Origin of the sequence: Carboxylicivirga sp. M1479 (assembly GCF_007097485.1) — a bacterium.
In the GTDB taxonomy this organism is placed as follows: Bacteria; Bacteroidota; Bacteroidia; order Bacteroidales; family Marinilabiliaceae; genus Carboxylicivirga.
Genome location: NZ_VKDE01000013.1, coordinates 60,454 through 77,075 on the forward strand (window position 1 = coordinate 60,454; position 16,622 = coordinate 77,075).

General features: G+C 37.8%; 15 protein-coding genes. 5 read left to right on the forward strand and 10 right to left on the reverse strand.

Features of this window, described 5'->3' with window-relative positions:
• Positions 1–3: 3 nt before the first annotated feature.
• The 10 genes from FNN09_RS09370 to FNN09_RS09415 form a co-directional block, all read right to left on the reverse strand.
• Positions 4–327, reverse strand: a complete 324-nt coding sequence (locus FNN09_RS09370) for a hypothetical protein (RefSeq protein WP_143301825.1) — start codon at positions 325–327, stop codon at positions 4–6.
• A 179-nt stretch (positions 328–506) separates the two neighbouring features.
• Positions 507–812, reverse strand: coding sequence for a septum formation initiator family protein (locus FNN09_RS09375; RefSeq protein ID WP_143301827.1), 306 nt, complete (start codon positions 810–812; stop codon positions 507–509).
• Positions 813–975: 163 nt separating this feature from the next.
• Positions 976–2,604 carry an L-glutamate gamma-semialdehyde dehydrogenase gene (gene pruA / locus FNN09_RS09380; protein WP_143301829.1) on the reverse strand — a complete coding sequence of 543 codons (1,629 nt, stop codon included), beginning with the start codon at positions 2,602–2,604 and terminating at the stop codon, positions 976–978.
• Positions 2,605–2,917: 313 nt separating this feature from the next.
• Positions 2,918–3,187: a hypothetical protein gene (locus FNN09_RS09385; RefSeq protein ID WP_143301831.1), complete on the reverse strand. Its 270-nt coding sequence runs from the start codon at positions 3,185–3,187 to the stop codon at positions 2,918–2,920.
• Between the two features lie 138 nt (positions 3,188–3,325).
• Positions 3,326–4,039 carry a DUF6261 family protein gene (locus FNN09_RS09390; RefSeq protein ID WP_143301832.1) on the reverse strand — a complete coding sequence of 238 codons (714 nt, stop codon included), beginning with the start codon at positions 4,037–4,039 and terminating at the stop codon, positions 3,326–3,328.
• A 303-nt stretch (positions 4,040–4,342) separates the two neighbouring features.
• Positions 4,343–5,620, reverse strand: a complete 1,278-nt coding sequence (locus FNN09_RS09395) for a hypothetical protein (protein ID WP_143301834.1) — start codon at positions 5,618–5,620, stop codon at positions 4,343–4,345.
• Between the two features lie 45 nt (positions 5,621–5,665).
• Positions 5,666–6,943: a hypothetical protein gene (locus tag FNN09_RS09400; protein ID WP_143301836.1), complete on the reverse strand. Its 1,278-nt coding sequence runs from the start codon at positions 6,941–6,943 to the stop codon at positions 5,666–5,668.
• A gap of 45 nt (positions 6,944–6,988) precedes the next feature.
• Positions 6,989–8,278, reverse strand: coding sequence for a hypothetical protein (locus FNN09_RS09405; protein WP_143301838.1), 1,290 nt, complete (start codon positions 8,276–8,278; stop codon positions 6,989–6,991).
• Positions 8,279–8,931: 653 nt separating this feature from the next.
• On the reverse strand, positions 8,932–10,281 hold the full coding sequence (locus tag FNN09_RS09410; protein WP_143301840.1) for an OmpP1/FadL family transporter: 1,350 nt from the start codon (positions 10,279–10,281) through the stop codon (positions 8,932–8,934).
• Positions 10,282–10,527: 246 nt separating this feature from the next.
• Complete coding sequence (locus tag FNN09_RS09415; protein ID WP_143301842.1) at positions 10,528–11,868, reverse strand: type IX secretion system plug protein domain-containing protein; 1,341 nt, start codon at positions 11,866–11,868, stop codon at positions 10,528–10,530.
• A gap of 91 nt (positions 11,869–11,959) precedes the next feature.
• On the opposite strand from FNN09_RS09415, the gene FNN09_RS09420 reads away from it, so the two are divergent.
• From FNN09_RS09420 to nqrE, 5 genes are all read left to right on the forward strand, one after another.
• On the forward strand, positions 11,960–13,309 hold the full coding sequence (locus FNN09_RS09420) for a Na(+)-translocating NADH-quinone reductase subunit A (RefSeq protein WP_143301844.1): 1,350 nt from the start codon (positions 11,960–11,962) through the stop codon (positions 13,307–13,309).
• Positions 13,310–13,427: 118 nt separating this feature from the next.
• On the forward strand, positions 13,428–14,585 hold the full coding sequence (locus FNN09_RS09425) for an NADH:ubiquinone reductase (Na(+)-transporting) subunit B (RefSeq protein WP_143301846.1): 1,158 nt from the start codon (positions 13,428–13,430) through the stop codon (positions 14,583–14,585).
• 10 nt (positions 14,586–14,595) lie between these two features.
• Positions 14,596–15,291 (forward strand): NADH:ubiquinone reductase (Na(+)-transporting) subunit C, encoded by a 696-nt coding sequence (gene nqrC, locus FNN09_RS09430; protein WP_143301848.1) that lies wholly within the window; start codon positions 14,596–14,598, stop codon positions 15,289–15,291.
• A gap of 12 nt (positions 15,292–15,303) precedes the next feature.
• Positions 15,304–15,963, forward strand: a complete 660-nt coding sequence (locus FNN09_RS09435; protein WP_143301850.1) for an NADH:ubiquinone reductase (Na(+)-transporting) subunit D — start codon at positions 15,304–15,306, stop codon at positions 15,961–15,963.
• A gap of 18 nt (positions 15,964–15,981) precedes the next feature.
• Positions 15,982–16,614, forward strand: coding sequence for an NADH:ubiquinone reductase (Na(+)-transporting) subunit E (gene nqrE, locus FNN09_RS09440; RefSeq protein ID WP_143301852.1), 633 nt, complete (start codon positions 15,982–15,984; stop codon positions 16,612–16,614).
• Positions 16,615–16,622: the final 8 nt, after the last annotated feature.

Sequence of the window (16,622 nt, forward strand, 5' to 3'; positions counted from 1 at the left end):
CTGCTATTTTTTTATTCGCCTGAAGCTGGCATAGCTATCTAAAATGGCCGTTAGCAAGATGAAAATAATCCAATAGCCCCTATGTGTTAGCATAGCCCAGGTCCCGGGTAATAACATAAAAGCACTGTATACTAAAATGCTATGCACTCTTTTGTTTTCTGGTTTACCCATTAGTAAATTGTACAATCTGATGCCAAACATAATGAGTGCACCTAAACCAAAGCACCATGCTCCATAAGGTAAGTCGCTCATGTGCATTAGAACGCCCGTAAAAACAAAGGCCATACCTACGTAGTAAACCACGCTTAATAATTTATAAATATTCATGTGTTTAAATTTATTTTCAAAGGCCACATGGAACTCCCAAATAAATTTGATCATCCTCCTGTGTGTCAATTTGGATGAGCAAATTTGCATGGTCGTTTCATATGAATAAAATTGTTTTTGTTACGCTTGTGTCAAACAATGTGGTTTTCGAAAACTGTAAGATGGATTAACTTGAGAGATTATTCCTCTTCAACCACAAAAATTACTTCATCTTTCTTCTTCATTAAATACTCCTCACGTGCAAACTTCTCCAGGTTGTCATCACTACTTTGTAGCTCTTCCATTTTCCTGTTGTTCTGATCAATTTCTTTAATGTAATGTTCTTTCTGGTTTTCGAGCTGTTTAATACGTTTCGATAACTGGTAGCGATCAATTAAGCTATTTTGATCAAAAGCAGTGATGTAAATAATGAAGATAAGCGTTGCAATAAAGAACTTATTACTGACTATTGGTTGTATGTATTTTTTAAAATTCGACCAGTTCATCTCTGCTTATTTTTGACAAATATAACGATTTAGTAATGAAATTATAACTTCCAAAAATAGATTATAATCCATAAAAAAAGCAAGGCTCCCAATCGGAAGCCTTGCTAATACTTTGCAGATGCCAAGAGTTTAAGTAAACTCTATCATCTACTTATCTTTATACCTATTCAGCTAAGAATGGATATTTGAAATCATGAGCAGGAACAAATGTTTCCTTAATAGTGCGTGGGCTAACCCAACGCATTAGGTTAATGGCCGAACCAGCTTTATCGTTCGTACCTGAACCCCGAGAACCACCAAATGGCTGCTGACCAACAACAGCACCAGTTGGTTTATCGTTGATGTAGAAGTTACCAGCTGTATTAACTAAGCGCTTGGTAGCTTGTTCAATAACATAACGATCTTGAGCAAAGATACATCCTGTTAATGCATAAATCGATGTAGAGTCAAGGATATCCATTGTTTCCTCAAACTTGTTATCTTCATATACATAAATGGTTAAGATTGGGCCGAATAACTCCTCTTCCATTGTGCGGTACATTGGATTAGTTGTTAAGATAATTGTAGGCTCAACAAAGTAACCAACCGATTTATCGTAGCCACCACCAATAATTACTTCAGCCTCTTTGCTGGCCTTAGCTTCATCAATAGCACCTGATAATATATCAAACGAAGTTTCGTCAATAACAGCATTTACAAAGTTACTGAAGTCTTCAGGAGGCCCCATTTTCACTTCTTTCATTTGTTCTTCAACATATCCGCGTATCTCGTTCCAACGACCCGCTGGCATATAAGCACGAGATGCTGCTGAACATTTCTGTCCCTGGTATTCAAATGCACCACGAACAATAGCAGTTGCTACAGCTTTAGCATCACATGATTTGTGAGCCATGATGTAATCTTTTCCGCCTGTTTCACCTACAATACGAGGGTATGTTTTGTACTTCTCAATGTTGTCACCAATTGCTTTCCAAGTGCTTTGGAATACTCCTGTAGAACCAGTAAAGTGGAAACCTGCAAAATCAGGGTGTGCAAATATTTCTTTAGCAGCAACAGGACCCGAAGCATATACCAAGTTAATAACACCATCAGGTACACCAGCTTCTTTAAATAACTTCATCAAGAAATAAGCCGAGTAAACAGCTGTTTTAGATGGTTTCCAAACAGTAACGTTACCCATCATTGCAGGAGCCGTTTGCAGGTTACCAGCAATTGAAGTAAAGTTAAATGGCGTTAAAGCAAATACGAATCCTTCTAATGGACGGTACTCAACACGATCCCAAATGCCTGGAGCCGAATCTGGCTGACCTGCATAAATCTCGGTCATGTACTGAACGTTAAAACGGAAGAAGTCAGCCAACTCACAAGCCGAATCAATCTCAGCCTGAAAAGCATTTTTCGATTGTCCTAACATGGTTGCTGCATTAATTAACTGACGGTAAGGTCCAGCTAATAAATCAGCCGCTTTTAAAAAGATAGCAGCACGGTGCTCCCAGCTAAGATTAGCCCACTCTTCGCGTGCTTTTAAAGCTGAGTCAATAGCCATGTGTACATGGGTTTCGTCACCCTGGTGGTAATGGCCTAATGTGTGCTTAATTTCATGAGGTGGGTGAATACGCTTGGTATTACCCGTTCTAATTTCTTCACCACCAATAAACATAGGGATGTCAACTTCTTGAGAACGAAGTTCTTCTAACATCTTTTTTAGATCAGCACGTTCTGGTGAACCTGGTGCGTAGCTTTTAATTGGCTCATTTACAGCCGGCGGTACTTGAAAAATTCCTTTTGGCATAGATCTTATTTTTTTTTGGTTGTTATTTAGTCAATTAATATGACTCAATTATGAATGGAACATAACCCAATCATCGATCCTTTCATCTGGTTTTAACAAATCTATGAAATAAAAAAGCTCTTGTACATGAAATATGTCAGGGTTTGACCTGAATTTGGATATTTTTTAACTCACTTTTTTGTCATAATAGGCCTAAATGCTTTTAAAAACGGTAAATGTCGCTGTTTCTGATGGAGTATATTTTTATCTTTTCGATGCAGAAAAGTTTAGATTTATTTCAGTTTCTAATGTGTTGTTGCATCAATAAACCGTCTTAACCACAGTCTTCTTCGAAATGAATTGATTCAAAGAGTACGATTTGGCAGATGATTTCGTCTTTACTATAGTAAATGGAAAGTCTATCGACCATCCAGCATTCATTTTCCTGGATTTTTTCAAGACGTCTTATCTGCTCTTTGTCTTCGATATAATCACTCCATTTACAGTTGAATATTTCACCTTGTGATGGTAGGTGTCGAGGATTTTCTATATAAAAGCTTTTAAGGCCTGTTGAATTAAATGATATTCGAATTTTTGTTTTCATGGCTAATGGTATTTGTTTATGCGATAGTGTTTTATTGTGATAAAATTTATCTAAGCTTTAGAATAAACATTAATGTAACCGTAAAAAAGGCCCCGCACAACGTGCAGGGCCACAACTAATCTCAAGCTTAAAATTAATTTACTCGTTTACTTCTACTTTATTGCGGCGTAGTCGCACTGCATTATTGCTTTCACTAATGCGGTTGGCAGTATGTTGTGCCAGTTCGCTATAAACATCGGCCTGTACCTTTTGCATCACATTCAGGTAGGCAATCAGTTCTTCGTTAATAAAGCAAATAAGCTGCTTTTTAATATCAGTGGCCGAGGCGAGGTTTTGCTCATCATCTTTAACTGACAGATAAGCATTTTGCTTGGTATTAAAATTATTAACTGCTGTTTCTAGCATGTTGAAACGCTCAGCACAGCCATCCAGTTGGGCAATGGAAGCAGGGTAGGGTTCCGTTTTGCTCTCCGTTAGCATTGAGCCAAGAAGCGGGTATTCTTCGCGGTAGCTTTTTTTCTTCACCTCCAGACCATACTTATCAATCATTTGAAAAAGCATATGGGCAGCATTGGCTATTGCTTCGTCAGGGTGGCAGGTATAACCTTTGGTGAGGCCATGCAATTGACTTACTTCATTATCGGTTATGGCATCCAGGTCGGCTAATTCTGATTGTGCTGTATGTCGCATAATGGCAATGCCAAGCTGTTGGTTTGTGTCAGAAAGGTTGGCAAACAACTGAGTCAGATGACTATCGCTACTGTAATCGCCTTTGGTGTATTTGTCAATGAGTTGTTGTGTTACGCCATTAAGCTCACTTACTCGGGTGGTTGTTAAAATTTTTGGAATCATAAAATGTTGTTTTGGGTTAAAAATGTATGATGTTGAGATTAGTTGTATGTTCTTTGACTATTTAGTCATAAGGCTTCTCGGTATTTTTGTTATGACTAAATAGTCATTTTGCATTTCTCTGCTGAAATTGGCTATGACTATTTAGTTAAGCGGTGTTTCACTCCTGAAATGGGCTTTCACTATTTAGTCATCGCATTTTTCGTTATTGATTGATGCTTTAACTATTTAGTCACGGGCCTTTTCTTTACTGCGGCAATCAATAACTATTTAGTCATGGCTTGTTTCTGTAAAAAGTTGATGTTTTCAGCTCAAAGCATTGGCAAAATCTATGCTTTCCAGCTCTGTGTTGCTGAGGGTATTGTGCCTGTTGTGTTTTTGAATGCATTGCGAAAACGATTGCCAGTTAACATCTTTCGAAGGGCTGTCGATAAACGACAAGTCTTCGTTGAGTTGGAAAAGGGGCAAAAGTCCGCTTTCTTCAAAATAGGGGTATAGCGGGTTATCGCTCGTCATGGTATTATAAATAAACGTATTGAGCATGGTGATGTCCCAGTAGTTCATATCCATTTTGTGCAAACCGGTTAGTTCTTGAAATTTACGTCCTTCAGGGGCTGTAGCGTGGCTGGCAATAATAAAGGTTTTAATCAGCACTTTGTCATCAACTATTTCGGCCACAAAATATCCTGCCTTAACATTATTAATATGGTAGGGAAGGTATAATTTTTTGTTTTTAACAATTGGCTTATCAATCGACAGCAGGCTAGTGTTAAAACCATAATTGCTGATTATGGGGTGAATGGGTAATGTACGTTCTTGAAATCTTCTGATAGCATGGCTTTGTATGTATATCAACAGTTCTTTTTTATCGCCCTTGTAAAAAGGCTTTAGTGCCGATGTTTTTAACCTGCTGCGCACAAGGTCTGTACTTTTGCCACCGCAAGGTATAAACACCTGGTAAATGAGGCGTTTTTGCTTGTTGATAACAATGTGTTCTTTTTGGGGCCTGATGATGCGCATGGTAAATAATAACTCGCCAATATAGAATGAGCTGCTTTGATGTACAGAAATAATTTTTGCATCAAAAGCACAGAGTGACTGGTCGGGCAAATTTTTAGTAAAGGATGCCTGAACGATACATTGGTTAACGTACGCGCTTAGTTTATCTGGGCTAAAGCGATTGTTGAGCTGCTGTAGGTATACCTGTGCTTGCTCGGGCTGGTTGGGGTCTCTTTCTAAAAAGTTGGTTAGCGCACATAAATAGGTAAAATCAACAAGGCTTATATATTCTGTTATTCCTTCTACCTTATGAATAGGACTTTTTGCAATATTTTTAATGATTTTAGAATACTTTGTTTTGTAGTTGCTATTGCTGTATTCACTGTTTATATCAGTGATATTGCCAATTCTGAATCGCCATCTGGCCATTCTTAGTATTTCTTTATAAGTACTGAAGTGCTGCATAACATCGCAGCCAAGCATATCACATAGTTCATTGAGTCTGTTAACAAAGGGTTTGATAGCCTCTGTTTTACTGACAGGCGCAATAGCAGGTTTCTTCTTTCGGGTTTTAGATTTGGCCATTGTTCGGGTATTTACGTTCTCTAAAATGCTTTGCATAAATGATTATCACACCATTAACTCTTCCAGTTTAGTGTTTTCCATTTCTTCCTGACTGGTGTTTTGATGTATATGCTGCTTGCTAATGCAATTGAGCATGTGCTGCCAGGTGGCCTCGGTGTTACTTTTTTTATCTGGAGATGTAAATGTATCATCTAAGTCGAATAGTGATATTAACCCACTTTCTTTAAAGTAAGGATAAAGCGGATTGTCGGATGGCATTGTGTTGTTAATGAAGGTTTCAAGTTTGGTAATGTCCCAGTAATTCATGTCGTGTTTGCTTAGTCCGGTTAGTTTTTGGAACTTTTGCCCCTCGGGAGCAGAGGCATGGGTGGCCAGAATGAAGGTTTTTATAACAATGATGTCATCGATAATTTCAGCAACAAAATAGCCGATTCGAATCTTGGTCATATTGCAGGGGATATAAATACACTGCCCAATTACTACAGGTATGGGGTCGCATATTAGCGATTGCGAAAAGTGGAATCTCTTTATAATATCACCAATCGGGTTTGTACGTTCCTTGTACCTGTTTATGGCATGTCCTTGAATATATACTTCTAATTCATCTTTATCTCCTTTGTATAAATTACTTAATAAGTTTCGTTGAATATGGCAATACAGATTATACTCAGGTTTTGAAGCCGGAATGAAAACTTTATAAATAGGTCGGCTTTGTTTGTTAATGGTCGCATATTCTTTTATTGGACGACGGATGTATACATTAAAATTAATGTCGCCAAGTAAATGGCAACCACACCCAATGTGTCGTGAAAAACTAATGTCAAAAGAGCAAATAGGTGCATTTGGCAAGTTGTCGTAATATGCAAGCAAGTTTAAATAGTTAAATATTTCGCTTATAAATGCCTCTTCGTCTTTAAAGAAGCGGTTTAACTGTTCGAGATATTCTTCCTTAAGATGTTTGTTTTCAAAGTATTTCGAATTAATATACTTTTTTAGTGCATTTATATAGCATAGGTCAACCAAGCTGACTTTGGTATTCGTGCCAACGATTTGTGTTCGCTTAAACTTGGAAAAAAGCTTAATTATTTTCGTGTAATTTTGTTTGTAGTTACCCTGTCCATAATCACTATGTACGTTTCTTACACGTCCGATTCTATATCTGTGAATGTTTAAAAGATTAATGTCGCGCTGGCTTTTAATATGCAACATGGCATCACATTGAACAAGATCACACAATTCTTTTAGGCGTGTTATAAAATTGTGTTGAGAAGACGATTTATTAATAGTAGCAGGTTTCTTTTTTCGGAGCTTAGACTTGGCCATTATTCGGGTGTTTAGGTTTTATAAAATGCATTGTTGGTATGATTATCACACCATTACTTCCTCCAGTTTAGTGTTTTGGAAATCTTGCTGACTCAGGTTCTTGTGAATTTGTTGTTTGCTAATGCAATTGAGCATGTGTTGCCAGTTGGCCACATTGTTACTTTTATCTTCGGGCAAAATATTCTTGTCATCTAAATCAAATAAGGGTAATAAGCCGCTTTCCTTAAAATATGGATATAGCGCATTGTCCGGTGTCATATTGTTATAAATAAACGTATCGAGTTTGGTAATGTCCCAGTAACTCATATCATGTTTTCTAAAACCAGTGAGTTGCTGGAATTTTCGCCCTTCGGGAGCCGAAGCATGGGTGGCCAGTATAAAGGTTTTAATCACCACTTTATCGACAATAAGCACCGCAACAAAATAGCCAATGATTATCGAATTGAGTTTATACGGAATAAAGAGCTTCTCGCTTCGACAAATAGGCGAAATTGACTTTAGCATGAGCAGCGAAAAGTGAAGCTTAATATACATATCATGATAAGGGGCAACTCTTTCGCGCAAACGTTGAAGTGCATGAGCTTGTATGTAAACGTAAAGGTGTTCTTCATTGCCATTGTATAAGCTACCTAAAGCATGAGTTTTAATGCTGGTTTTATGCTGAAGTTTATCGGTAAACAGAGGAATGTAAACCTGAAATACTGTCCGTTTTTGACTGTTCATTTCAATATTCTCCTTAATGGGGCGTCGGAGGTAGAGCTGAAAAGTCATTTCCGTGTTAAAAAGTCCATGCTTATGTGTAATAACAGATGGCGTGTAACCAATTGAAAGCATGGCTTCGTCTGGTAGGTTTTCTAAGAATGTAAGCATTAATAGATCGTTCTGAAGCAAGTGGTAGAGTTTGCTGTTTTTGCAATTATAGTAAGGCTTTATTTTAGAAAGTATCATGTCTGACAAAGCTTTGTTTTTAAGCCTGTTTTCATCAAGGAAAATGGTGAGAGCATCCAGATAGGTCACATCTTCAAAGCTTGTGCTAATAGGGAAGTTTGTTAAGGTTTGTTTACGATGCTTGAGCGTATCTTTAATCATTTTATTAAAAATGGACTTGAATGGTCTGGTGTATTGATAGTCGTTACTGATATTATTAATTGATCCAATTCTGAATCGGTAATTCGCCAACAGCAACAAGTCGCTTTGACTGGTAATGTATTGCATCGCATCACAGTCAATTGCCTTGCACAGTTCATGTAATCGTATAATAAATGGTTTGATAGCCTCCATTTTATTGAATGGAGCATTAGTAGTTCTCTTTTTGCGCGCTTTGGGTTTTGCCATTTCTTTAGTTTGTTAGGGTTAACGAAGTCTCACCTATCTAAAACTGATAAATGTTAACTAAAGATATGATGCCCTAAAAAGTAAGAATATGATAAAAGTCGTGTTTGAATTTGTCTGCGGTAACAAGCTTGTGTTTTTTGACGAATCCCTCGTTTTATTTGGTGAATGAGTCGTATTCGTTTTCCGTGACTGGATGATGAGGTTATGGAAAGAGGAAGTGCATACCGTATAATACCAAATGAATAACAAAATGATTGTTAAAGCATTTTGCTTATATCATAGGTTAATGCCGAAACAGAATCATAGATGGATTTTTTATCAATCGTTTTGATTCGTAATCGGTAAAAATATTAAAATGCACTAGTATAATGCCGATACATATTCATAGTGCTTTTAGGACTGAAGTCACGGCAATTCGCATTTAAAAGTTGAATCCCTTTATAATTCTATAATTGAGAATTTTAATTTGCCCCAGATTTTATCTGGGGTTATTCTTATTCAACCACTTTGTGGTTGAATCTTAAATGCAATTGTCGTGGGACTGAAGTGAACGAAAGGCGTATTTTGAATAGAAATCGGTATTACCCAATAGTGATAACCAAAAACAGCCGACTGTAAATAGTCGGCTGTTTAATGTAATATAATTTTTTAAATTAGAAGGTGAATGCAATTTCCAATTCAAATTGATTCATTTCTAACTCTATGGTTTGGTTGGGTACCATATTGCCTAACATAGCTTGCTCAGGATCGAAATCAAAAGGATTATAACCTTTAACTGTTGCAGGTAGAGCATATACCATTGCTAAGTGAAGTGCTTTGCCCGATTCTCCAAATGCTTTGGAGCAACCTAAAGTAATGTGGTTCTCAATTACGCCAGGTGCTAAGATGTTAAACATCACTTCGCTTTCCGGTATTGGTTGATCATTATGTGAGAAACCACCACGGAATACCCAACTATTAGCATTGTCAAACTCAAGACCAATTTTGTAAACATTAATATCATTCCAGCCAAATCCTGAGCCATCATCCGCTCCCAGAGGAACATGATTAGGGTTTGGAGTATAGTCACCAGGATTACTTGGATCGCCACCTGGGTTTAAAAATGCGGGTGGTAATGCCATTGGATCCATTGGATTACCAATAGAGGCAACCTCCGAATAGTTAATACGTTTGAAGTCAAACATCGCAGTTAGTTTGTCATTCACTTGGAAAGCTGCTCCAACGGTGAAATTCGAGGGTATGTCAAAACCTCCTTGTTCTGCAAAAAGACCAGCATATTCATCAAATTCACTCATTTTTAACTTCGGTTGATAACTTGCTCCAACAGATAAAGCGTCAGTGAGTTGTCCCATGTAACCTAGCTTAAAACCAACACCATATGAGTTATCATGACCATTCGCTGTTAATTTGTCTGGATTACTTGACATTGGTGCAAATTCTGATAGTCCTGTTGCTTCAAAGTATTGATAGGCACCTAGTAGTGTAATACCTAAACTATGTTTTTCACCCAGCATTCGTGAATAAGTCAAGCCTAAGAACATCTGTCCCAAATCAACTCCTGTTGTGGCTGAAGATTGATCACCAAATGTCATTGTAGGGTAATCTGTGTTCATACCGCCATTCCCAAATAGTGTTGCAGAAAAGCTACTTTTTTCATTTATCATCCAATTTGCACCAATGCTAGGCATAATAAATAATTTTGAATCACTCTCTACAGTACCAGGCATTAACCCCATCGTACCAGGCATCATAGAAGGATTCCCTTCAACGGTATATTGTCTATTGGGATTAAAGAAGCCAACTCCAACTTGATATTGTTTACCTAGAAATACGTTACCTGCTGGGTTGCCATTCATTAGTGAGTACTTGTACCAGGCCACGCCCGCACCAGCTAAACCTTTGTTTTGTGCACCATAGCCTACCCCAAAGTAGCCATCGGTCGCATTGGCTATGGAAGGTAATAGCAGTCCAATAACCAAAGTAATTACATAGAATTTTTTCATAGTACTTGAATTTTATGTGTAGATATGAATACAGATATATTCATGTTTAAATATAGAAATCTTTCTATATATTGGTTCTTAGACTAATTCTAAACTAGATTTATTTTGATGAGATGTGTTGTCGTGTTAATGGTATTGTGCATGTAATCAATAAGTAAGCTGTGGTTAAGGTGTTGAGCCAACTAAGAATTAGTTTGATTAAGAATATAGGGACGAAGTAAATCAAATCTTAGTCAAGAATTCTTATCATTTCTTCATGCTATATTTCAAGGAATTGGAAATGTTAACACCTATCAGTCGTTGGTAGTTGTCGCTAATGTTTTGATAATAAACATATATGATGTAGTCATTTTCTGTTTGGCCAAAGCTGCCTTCAAAGCGCTCTACCTCAGCTTGATGGTGTTTATCTTCTAAAAAGTGGTATTGGTAATTGTAAAACCCCTGTTTTAATAGTAAGGTAACTTCATACATACGAGTATTGAAATTATATTCCATCCTATTGGCATCGTTTAACTGCCAATCATTCAAACCGCCAGTAACATATATTTGACCATCAACATAAGGTGCTTGAACTGGTAGCTTAAAGTGCACGTAAACATAATCGGCTTCTATAAATGGATCTCTATTTTCTTTAACTTCAATGTAGTATTTGCCGTTAAAATCCTCACGATAGAAGTAGGGTTTCTCACTTAGGTATTTATCTGGAAACAATGTGAAATGATAGTGTGGGTCAAAAAAAGCGATATCAGCAACATGCTCGGGCGCAAACCGAGTGCTTCGTATATCTAACCATCGGTATTCGTTACCACCATCAAATAAATTCTCTCGGTTGTACGAGTAATCCAATTCGTTGTGTCTGATAAATAATGGTTTTAAGTCATCAATCTGACTATCCCAACGTCCATTTTGTTGAACCACGACTTTTATTTCATCTTGCGGGTTGTTAATACGAAAGTTGGGGTGTTGTATACTAAAGTTAACCTCCTGCATTGTCTCTCGGAAGTTAGAATTGGATGTGTATTTAATGCGAGGAAAAATGCTAACAGCCGATTCGCTCACATAAAAAGGACGAACAAGCACGGGTTCATCTTCGTATCCCAATTCAAATATTTTAATAAGGTAATTGCCCGATATCTTAAGCTTGATATCCTTATTCGGAAAATCTAAGGTGTAATGAATGTAATCAAAAGTTGTATTGAACGAATATTGATAATCATAAACCGAATTGGGCATAAAACCATCCACATACTCCGTTTGCATCAAGTTTGACTCCTCCCAATCGGCCGTACAATGAACGATACTGTATTGGTAGTTTTTACTTTCATAAGCAAAGTCATCAAACTCCAATGTTAATTGCTCTTGTGGATAAAGATTGATGATAGGGTAAGACATATTCCAGCCTTTTTTATAGAGCTGAACTGTTTTAATATTGGCATTTGTTTGAACAGGATTATTGCTTATTAATGTTTGATTATTAATAAATAAGATAGCCAACAAGGCAATTGTTGACTTTGTGCCAATTGTCAAAAACAAAGGTAAACGCTTAAGTAGAGTATCTATATATTTATATTTATTAAAGCTATCCATGTAATTATGTGTTTTACAAGCGCAATATATATGGATTAGTGATAAATTTATGTATTTTTGCGCGTAAAAATAAGAAAACCGTTTTTCAAATATGTCAGAGGTAATCAAAATTAAAAAAGGTCTTGATATCCAACTTGCCGGTAAAGCGGACAAGGTTTTTGGTCAGGCTGAATTACCCGAGCTTTTTGCAGTGAAACCCACCGATTTTCATGGTGTGGTTCCTAAAATGGCAATTAAAGTTGGGGACAAGGTGAAAGCGGGTACAGTTTTATTTTTCGACAAGAATCGTCCGGAAATAAAATTTGTGTCTCCTGTAAGTGGGGAGTTGGTTGCGGTTAATCGCGGCGAACGCCGAAGAATCCTTGAAGTAGTCGTTAAGTCTGATGGTTCGGATGATAAGGAGCAGTTTGATACTGCCAATCCTGCCGATCTATCCAAAGAAGAAATCGTTGAGAAATTGCAAGCTGCTGGTCTTTGGCCTTTCATTCGCAAGCGTCCGTATGATGTTATTGCTAATGCAAGCGAAACGCCAAAAGCATTCTTTATTTCTGGCTTCGATAGTGCTCCTTTAGCACCCGATATGGATTTCATCCTTTCTGGTAGCGAAGATGCTCTTCAGGCAGGTATAAATGTGGTGAAGCAATTGTGCGATAATGTGCATGTTGGTGTACAGCACGATGCGGCTTCAAAAATTTTCAACAACCTTAAAGGTGTTCAGGTACATGCATTCGAAGGCCCACACCCGGCTGGTAATGTAGGTATTCAAATTCATCACACTTTGCCAATTAACAAAGGTGAAGTTGTATGGGTTGCTCAACCGCAAGAAATTGTTGCCATCGGAAAATTATTTACCGAAGGTATTTACGATGCTAACCGCACGGTTGTTGTTGCAGGTAGCGAAGTAGAAAAAAAGGCTTACTACAAAACAAAAGTTGGCGCCAGCATCTCTACATTAGTAAAGAACAATGTTAAAACCGATGATAAGTTGCGCTATATCAGTGGTAACGTATTAACTGGTTCGCACATTGACGAAGACGGATACTTAGGTGTATATCATTCTCAGGTAACCGTTATTCCTGAGGGAGATTATTACGAATTTATGGGTTGGGCAACACCTGGCTTTGGTAAATTCAGTATGTCGCGCTCATTCTTTAGCTGGATGTGCAAAAAGAAAGAATACCGCTTAGATGCTAACATGCACGGAGGTCTTCGTTCTTTTGTTGTTTCGGGTCAATACGATCAGGTACTGCCGATGGATATTCTTCCTGAGTTCTTATTCAGAGCTATTTTGGTTGAAGACATTGATAAAATGGAGCAATTAGGTATCTATGAGTTAGCCGAAGAAGACATCGCTCTTTGTGAGTTTGTATGTACTTCAAAGCAACCATTGCAATCGGTATTGCGTACAGGTATTGATTTAATGATTAAAGAGTTGAGTTAATTTTTAAGACAAAAGACTTAAGTGTCAAGACGCAAGATTATTTGCTAATACCAAATAAGTAAGCTGCATTTCATCTTGATACTTGATACTTTAAATCTTGATACTAAAAAAAATAACATTGAAAGCGTTAAGAAATTTATTAGATAACATTAAACCTCACGTTCAGAAGGGCGCGAAGTTTGAGAAATTTCATTCGACCTTTGATGCTCTTGAAACTTTATTCTTTGTTCCGAATACAACGAACAAAAATGGAGTTCACGTGCGCGATGCGGTTGATTTGAAACGTACCATGGCATTGGTGGTGAAAGCATTAATTCCTGCTTTGCTATTTGGTATTTGGAACACAGGTTATCAGCACTATCTAGCGATGGGCGTTGATGCTACTTTTTGGATGGAAGTAGGACATGGAGCACTTAAAGTTTTACCTATCGTTATTATTTCGTATGGTGTAGGACTGGGAGTAGAGTTTATGTTCGCACAAATGCGAGGTCACGAGGTACAAGAGGGTTTTCTTGTATCGGGTATGTTAATTCCATTGGTATTACCTGTTGATATACCATTATGGATGGTAGCAGTAGCCACAATTTTTTCCGTAGTAATTGGTAAAGAAGTGTTTGGTGGTACTGGTATGAATATTTGGAACCCAGCTTTGGTGGCTCGTGCTTTCCTTTTCTTTGCTTACCCATCAAAAATGTCGGGTGACTTGGTTTGGATTTCAGGCATGACTAAAGGAGAAGGTGTTGTTGATGGATTCTCAGGAGCTACCTCATTGGGGCAAGCTGCTTCGGGTATGGCGCCAAGTCATTCCATTATGGAGAGCTTTATCGGAATGATACCTGGTTCAATTGGAGAAACGTCTACACTAGCCATTTTAATTGGTGCAGCCATCCTTATTTATACAGGTATTGGAAGCTGGAAAATTATGCTATCTGTTTTTGCAGGTGGATATGCCATGGGCTTAATCTTTAACCTTTGGGGCGCCAACGCATTAATGCAGGTAGATGCTTTACACCATATTTGTTTAGGTGGATTTGCTTTTGGTGCTGTGTTTATGGCTACCGATCCGGTTTCGGCTACTCGTACAGAGAAAGGAAAGTGGATATACGGATTCCTAATTGGATTCTTAGCCATTATGGTACGTGTGTTTAACCCGGCTTACCCCGAAGGAGTAATGTTGGCCGTCTTATTGATGAACACATTTGCACCGTTAATTGACCATTATGTGGTACAAGGAAATATTAAACGTCGTTTAAAAAGAGCTAAAGTAGCTGCTTAAATAATTGAAAATGGATAGACAAGGAAATACATACACATTTCTGTACGCATCTATTATGGTGATTGTGGTAGCGGCGATTCTGGCCTTTTTGGCTCAGTCGTTAAAACCAATGCAGGATAAAAATGCGGCAGTAGCCAAAAAAATGGACATCCTGAAATCGGTACAGATTGAAAGTACAGCAGCAAATGCTGAAGCGAAATTTGAGAAATACATCGGTAAAAATGCCTATGTGCTAAATGTAAAAGGCGAAAAGATTGACGGAGTAGCTTTTACAGTTGATTTAGCAAAAGAGGTAAAGAAAGATGATGCCGAGCGTGCATACCCTATTTACGAGTGTCAACTCGATAACGGTTCAACCAAATACATTATTCCTGTTAGAGGAAAAGGACTTTGGGGACCTATCTGGGGTTATGTTTCTTTAAACGAGGATAAAAACACGGTATTTGGTGCCATCTTCGGCCATAAGGGTGAAACACCTGGTTTAGGAGCTGAAATTACAACACCAATATTCCAGGATCCTTTTAAAGGGAAGCAACTTTTTGACCAGAGCGGAGCTTTTGCTTCAATCGAAATTGTGAAAAAAGGACAAGCAGGTTCTGACCTTCACAAGGTAGATGGAATATCTGGTGGTACTATTACCAGTGTTGGTGTTGGTACTATGTTGAAGGACTGTCTGGAAGGATATGAAAAGTTTTTAAAGAACTAAAATATTGTGACGATGAGTAGTGAAAAAGAACCTTTGTTCTCAGCCAAGAATCTGAAGCTGATTACAACTCCTCTGGGAGCACAAAACCCCATTACCATTCAGGTTTTGGGTATCTGTTCTGCACTAGCAGTAACAGTTAAGTTAGAGCCGGCCATTGTATTGTCCATCTCTGTAATGTTTGTAACGGTATTTTCAAACTTGATAATATCTCTTCTGCGTAACACCATACCTGCACGTATTCGTATTATTGTACAGTTGGTTGTTGTGGCATCTCTAGTAATTATTGTTGACCAGGTATTAAAAGCCTTTGCTTACGAAGTGAGTTTGCAGCTTTCCGTATTTGTTGGTTTGATTATTACCAACTGTATTATTATGGGTCGTTTGGAAGCTTTTGCACTTGGTAACAAGCCTTGGCCAGCAGTATTAGATGGTATTGGTAATGGAGCCGGTTATGGTTTTATCCTTATTGTGGTGGCTTTCTTCCGTGAGTTATTCGGAACAGGTAACCTAACTTTACCAGGTATTGGAGCCATCCAAATTATTCCTGATGCATTTTATGAAATGGGATATGCTAACAACGGATTTATGATTTTGCCTCCAATGGCTTTGATTGTTGTAGGTATCATTATTTGGGTGCAGCGTTCGCGTGATAAAGATTTGATAGAGTCGTAATTAGAAAAAAGCAGAAAAATGGATTATATAAATATATTCATCAAGTCTATCTTTATTGATAACATGGTATTTGCTTACTTCTTTGGTATGTGTTCATACCTGGCTGTATCAAAAACTGTGAATACATCATTAGGGTTAGGACTTGCCGTAACATTTGTATTAGGTATTACTGTGCCAGTAAACTACTTGCTTAACGAGTTTGTATTAAGCGAGGGTGCTTTGGTGTGGTTAGATAACCTAATGGGATTAGAAAATAAGTTTGCAAGCTATGATTTAAGCTTTTTAAGCTTTATCATGTTTATAGCTGTAATTGCCTCTATGGTGCAGTTAGTTGAAATGATTGTAGAGAAATTTGCACCTACGCTATACTCGCAACTGGGTATCTTCTTACCGCTTATTGCTGTTAACTGTGCCATTTTAGGTGGTTCGTTATTTATGCAAGAGCGCGACTATGTTAACTTGGGCGAAGCCACAGTATTCGGTCTTGGTTCAGGTATTGGCTGGTTATTAGCGATTGTTGGTATTGCTGCCATCCGCGAAAAAATTCAATATTCCGATATACCAGCACCATTGCGTGGTTTAGGTATCACGTTTATTGTTACCGGACTGATGGGTGTGGCATTTATGAGTTTCATGGGAATTCAGTTGTAAAAAGTAAA

What these genes read in the sequence shown, in the direction of transcription:
- FNN09_RS09370 (WP_143301825.1), bottom strand. Translation starts at nt 327, where the DNA reads ATGAATATTTATAAATTATTAAGCGTGGTTTACTACGTAGGTATGGCC.
- FNN09_RS09375 (WP_143301827.1), bottom strand. Translation starts at nt 812, where the DNA reads ATGAACTGGTCGAATTTTAAAAAATACATACAACCAATAGTCAGTAAT.
- pruA (WP_143301829.1), bottom strand. Translation starts at nt 2,604, where the DNA reads ATGCCAAAAGGAATTTTTCAAGTACCGCCGGCTGTAAATGAGCCAATT.
- FNN09_RS09385 (WP_143301831.1), bottom strand. Translation starts at nt 3,187, where the DNA reads ATGAAAACAAAAATTCGAATATCATTTAATTCAACAGGCCTTAAAAGC.
- FNN09_RS09390 (WP_143301832.1), bottom strand. Translation starts at nt 4,039, where the DNA reads ATGATTCCAAAAATTTTAACAACCACCCGAGTAAGTGAGCTTAATGGC.
- FNN09_RS09395 (WP_143301834.1), bottom strand. Translation starts at nt 5,620, where the DNA reads ATGGCCAAATCTAAAACCCGAAAGAAGAAACCTGCTATTGCGCCTGTC.
- FNN09_RS09400 (WP_143301836.1), bottom strand. Translation starts at nt 6,943, where the DNA reads ATGGCCAAGTCTAAGCTCCGAAAAAAGAAACCTGCTACTATTAATAAA.
- FNN09_RS09405 (WP_143301838.1), bottom strand. Translation starts at nt 8,278, where the DNA reads ATGGCAAAACCCAAAGCGCGCAAAAAGAGAACTACTAATGCTCCATTC.
- FNN09_RS09410 (WP_143301840.1), bottom strand. Translation starts at nt 10,281, where the DNA reads ATGAAAAAATTCTATGTAATTACTTTGGTTATTGGACTGCTATTACCT.
- FNN09_RS09415 (WP_143301842.1), bottom strand. Translation starts at nt 11,868, where the DNA reads ATGGATAGCTTTAATAAATATAAATATATAGATACTCTACTTAAGCGT.
- FNN09_RS09420 (WP_143301844.1), top strand. Translation starts at nt 11,960, where the DNA reads ATGTCAGAGGTAATCAAAATTAAAAAAGGTCTTGATATCCAACTTGCC.
- nqrC (WP_143301848.1), top strand. Translation starts at nt 14,596, where the DNA reads ATGGATAGACAAGGAAATACATACACATTTCTGTACGCATCTATTATG.
- FNN09_RS09435 (WP_143301850.1), top strand. Translation starts at nt 15,304, where the DNA reads ATGAGTAGTGAAAAAGAACCTTTGTTCTCAGCCAAGAATCTGAAGCTG.
- nqrE (WP_143301852.1), top strand. Translation starts at nt 15,982, where the DNA reads ATGGATTATATAAATATATTCATCAAGTCTATCTTTATTGATAACATG.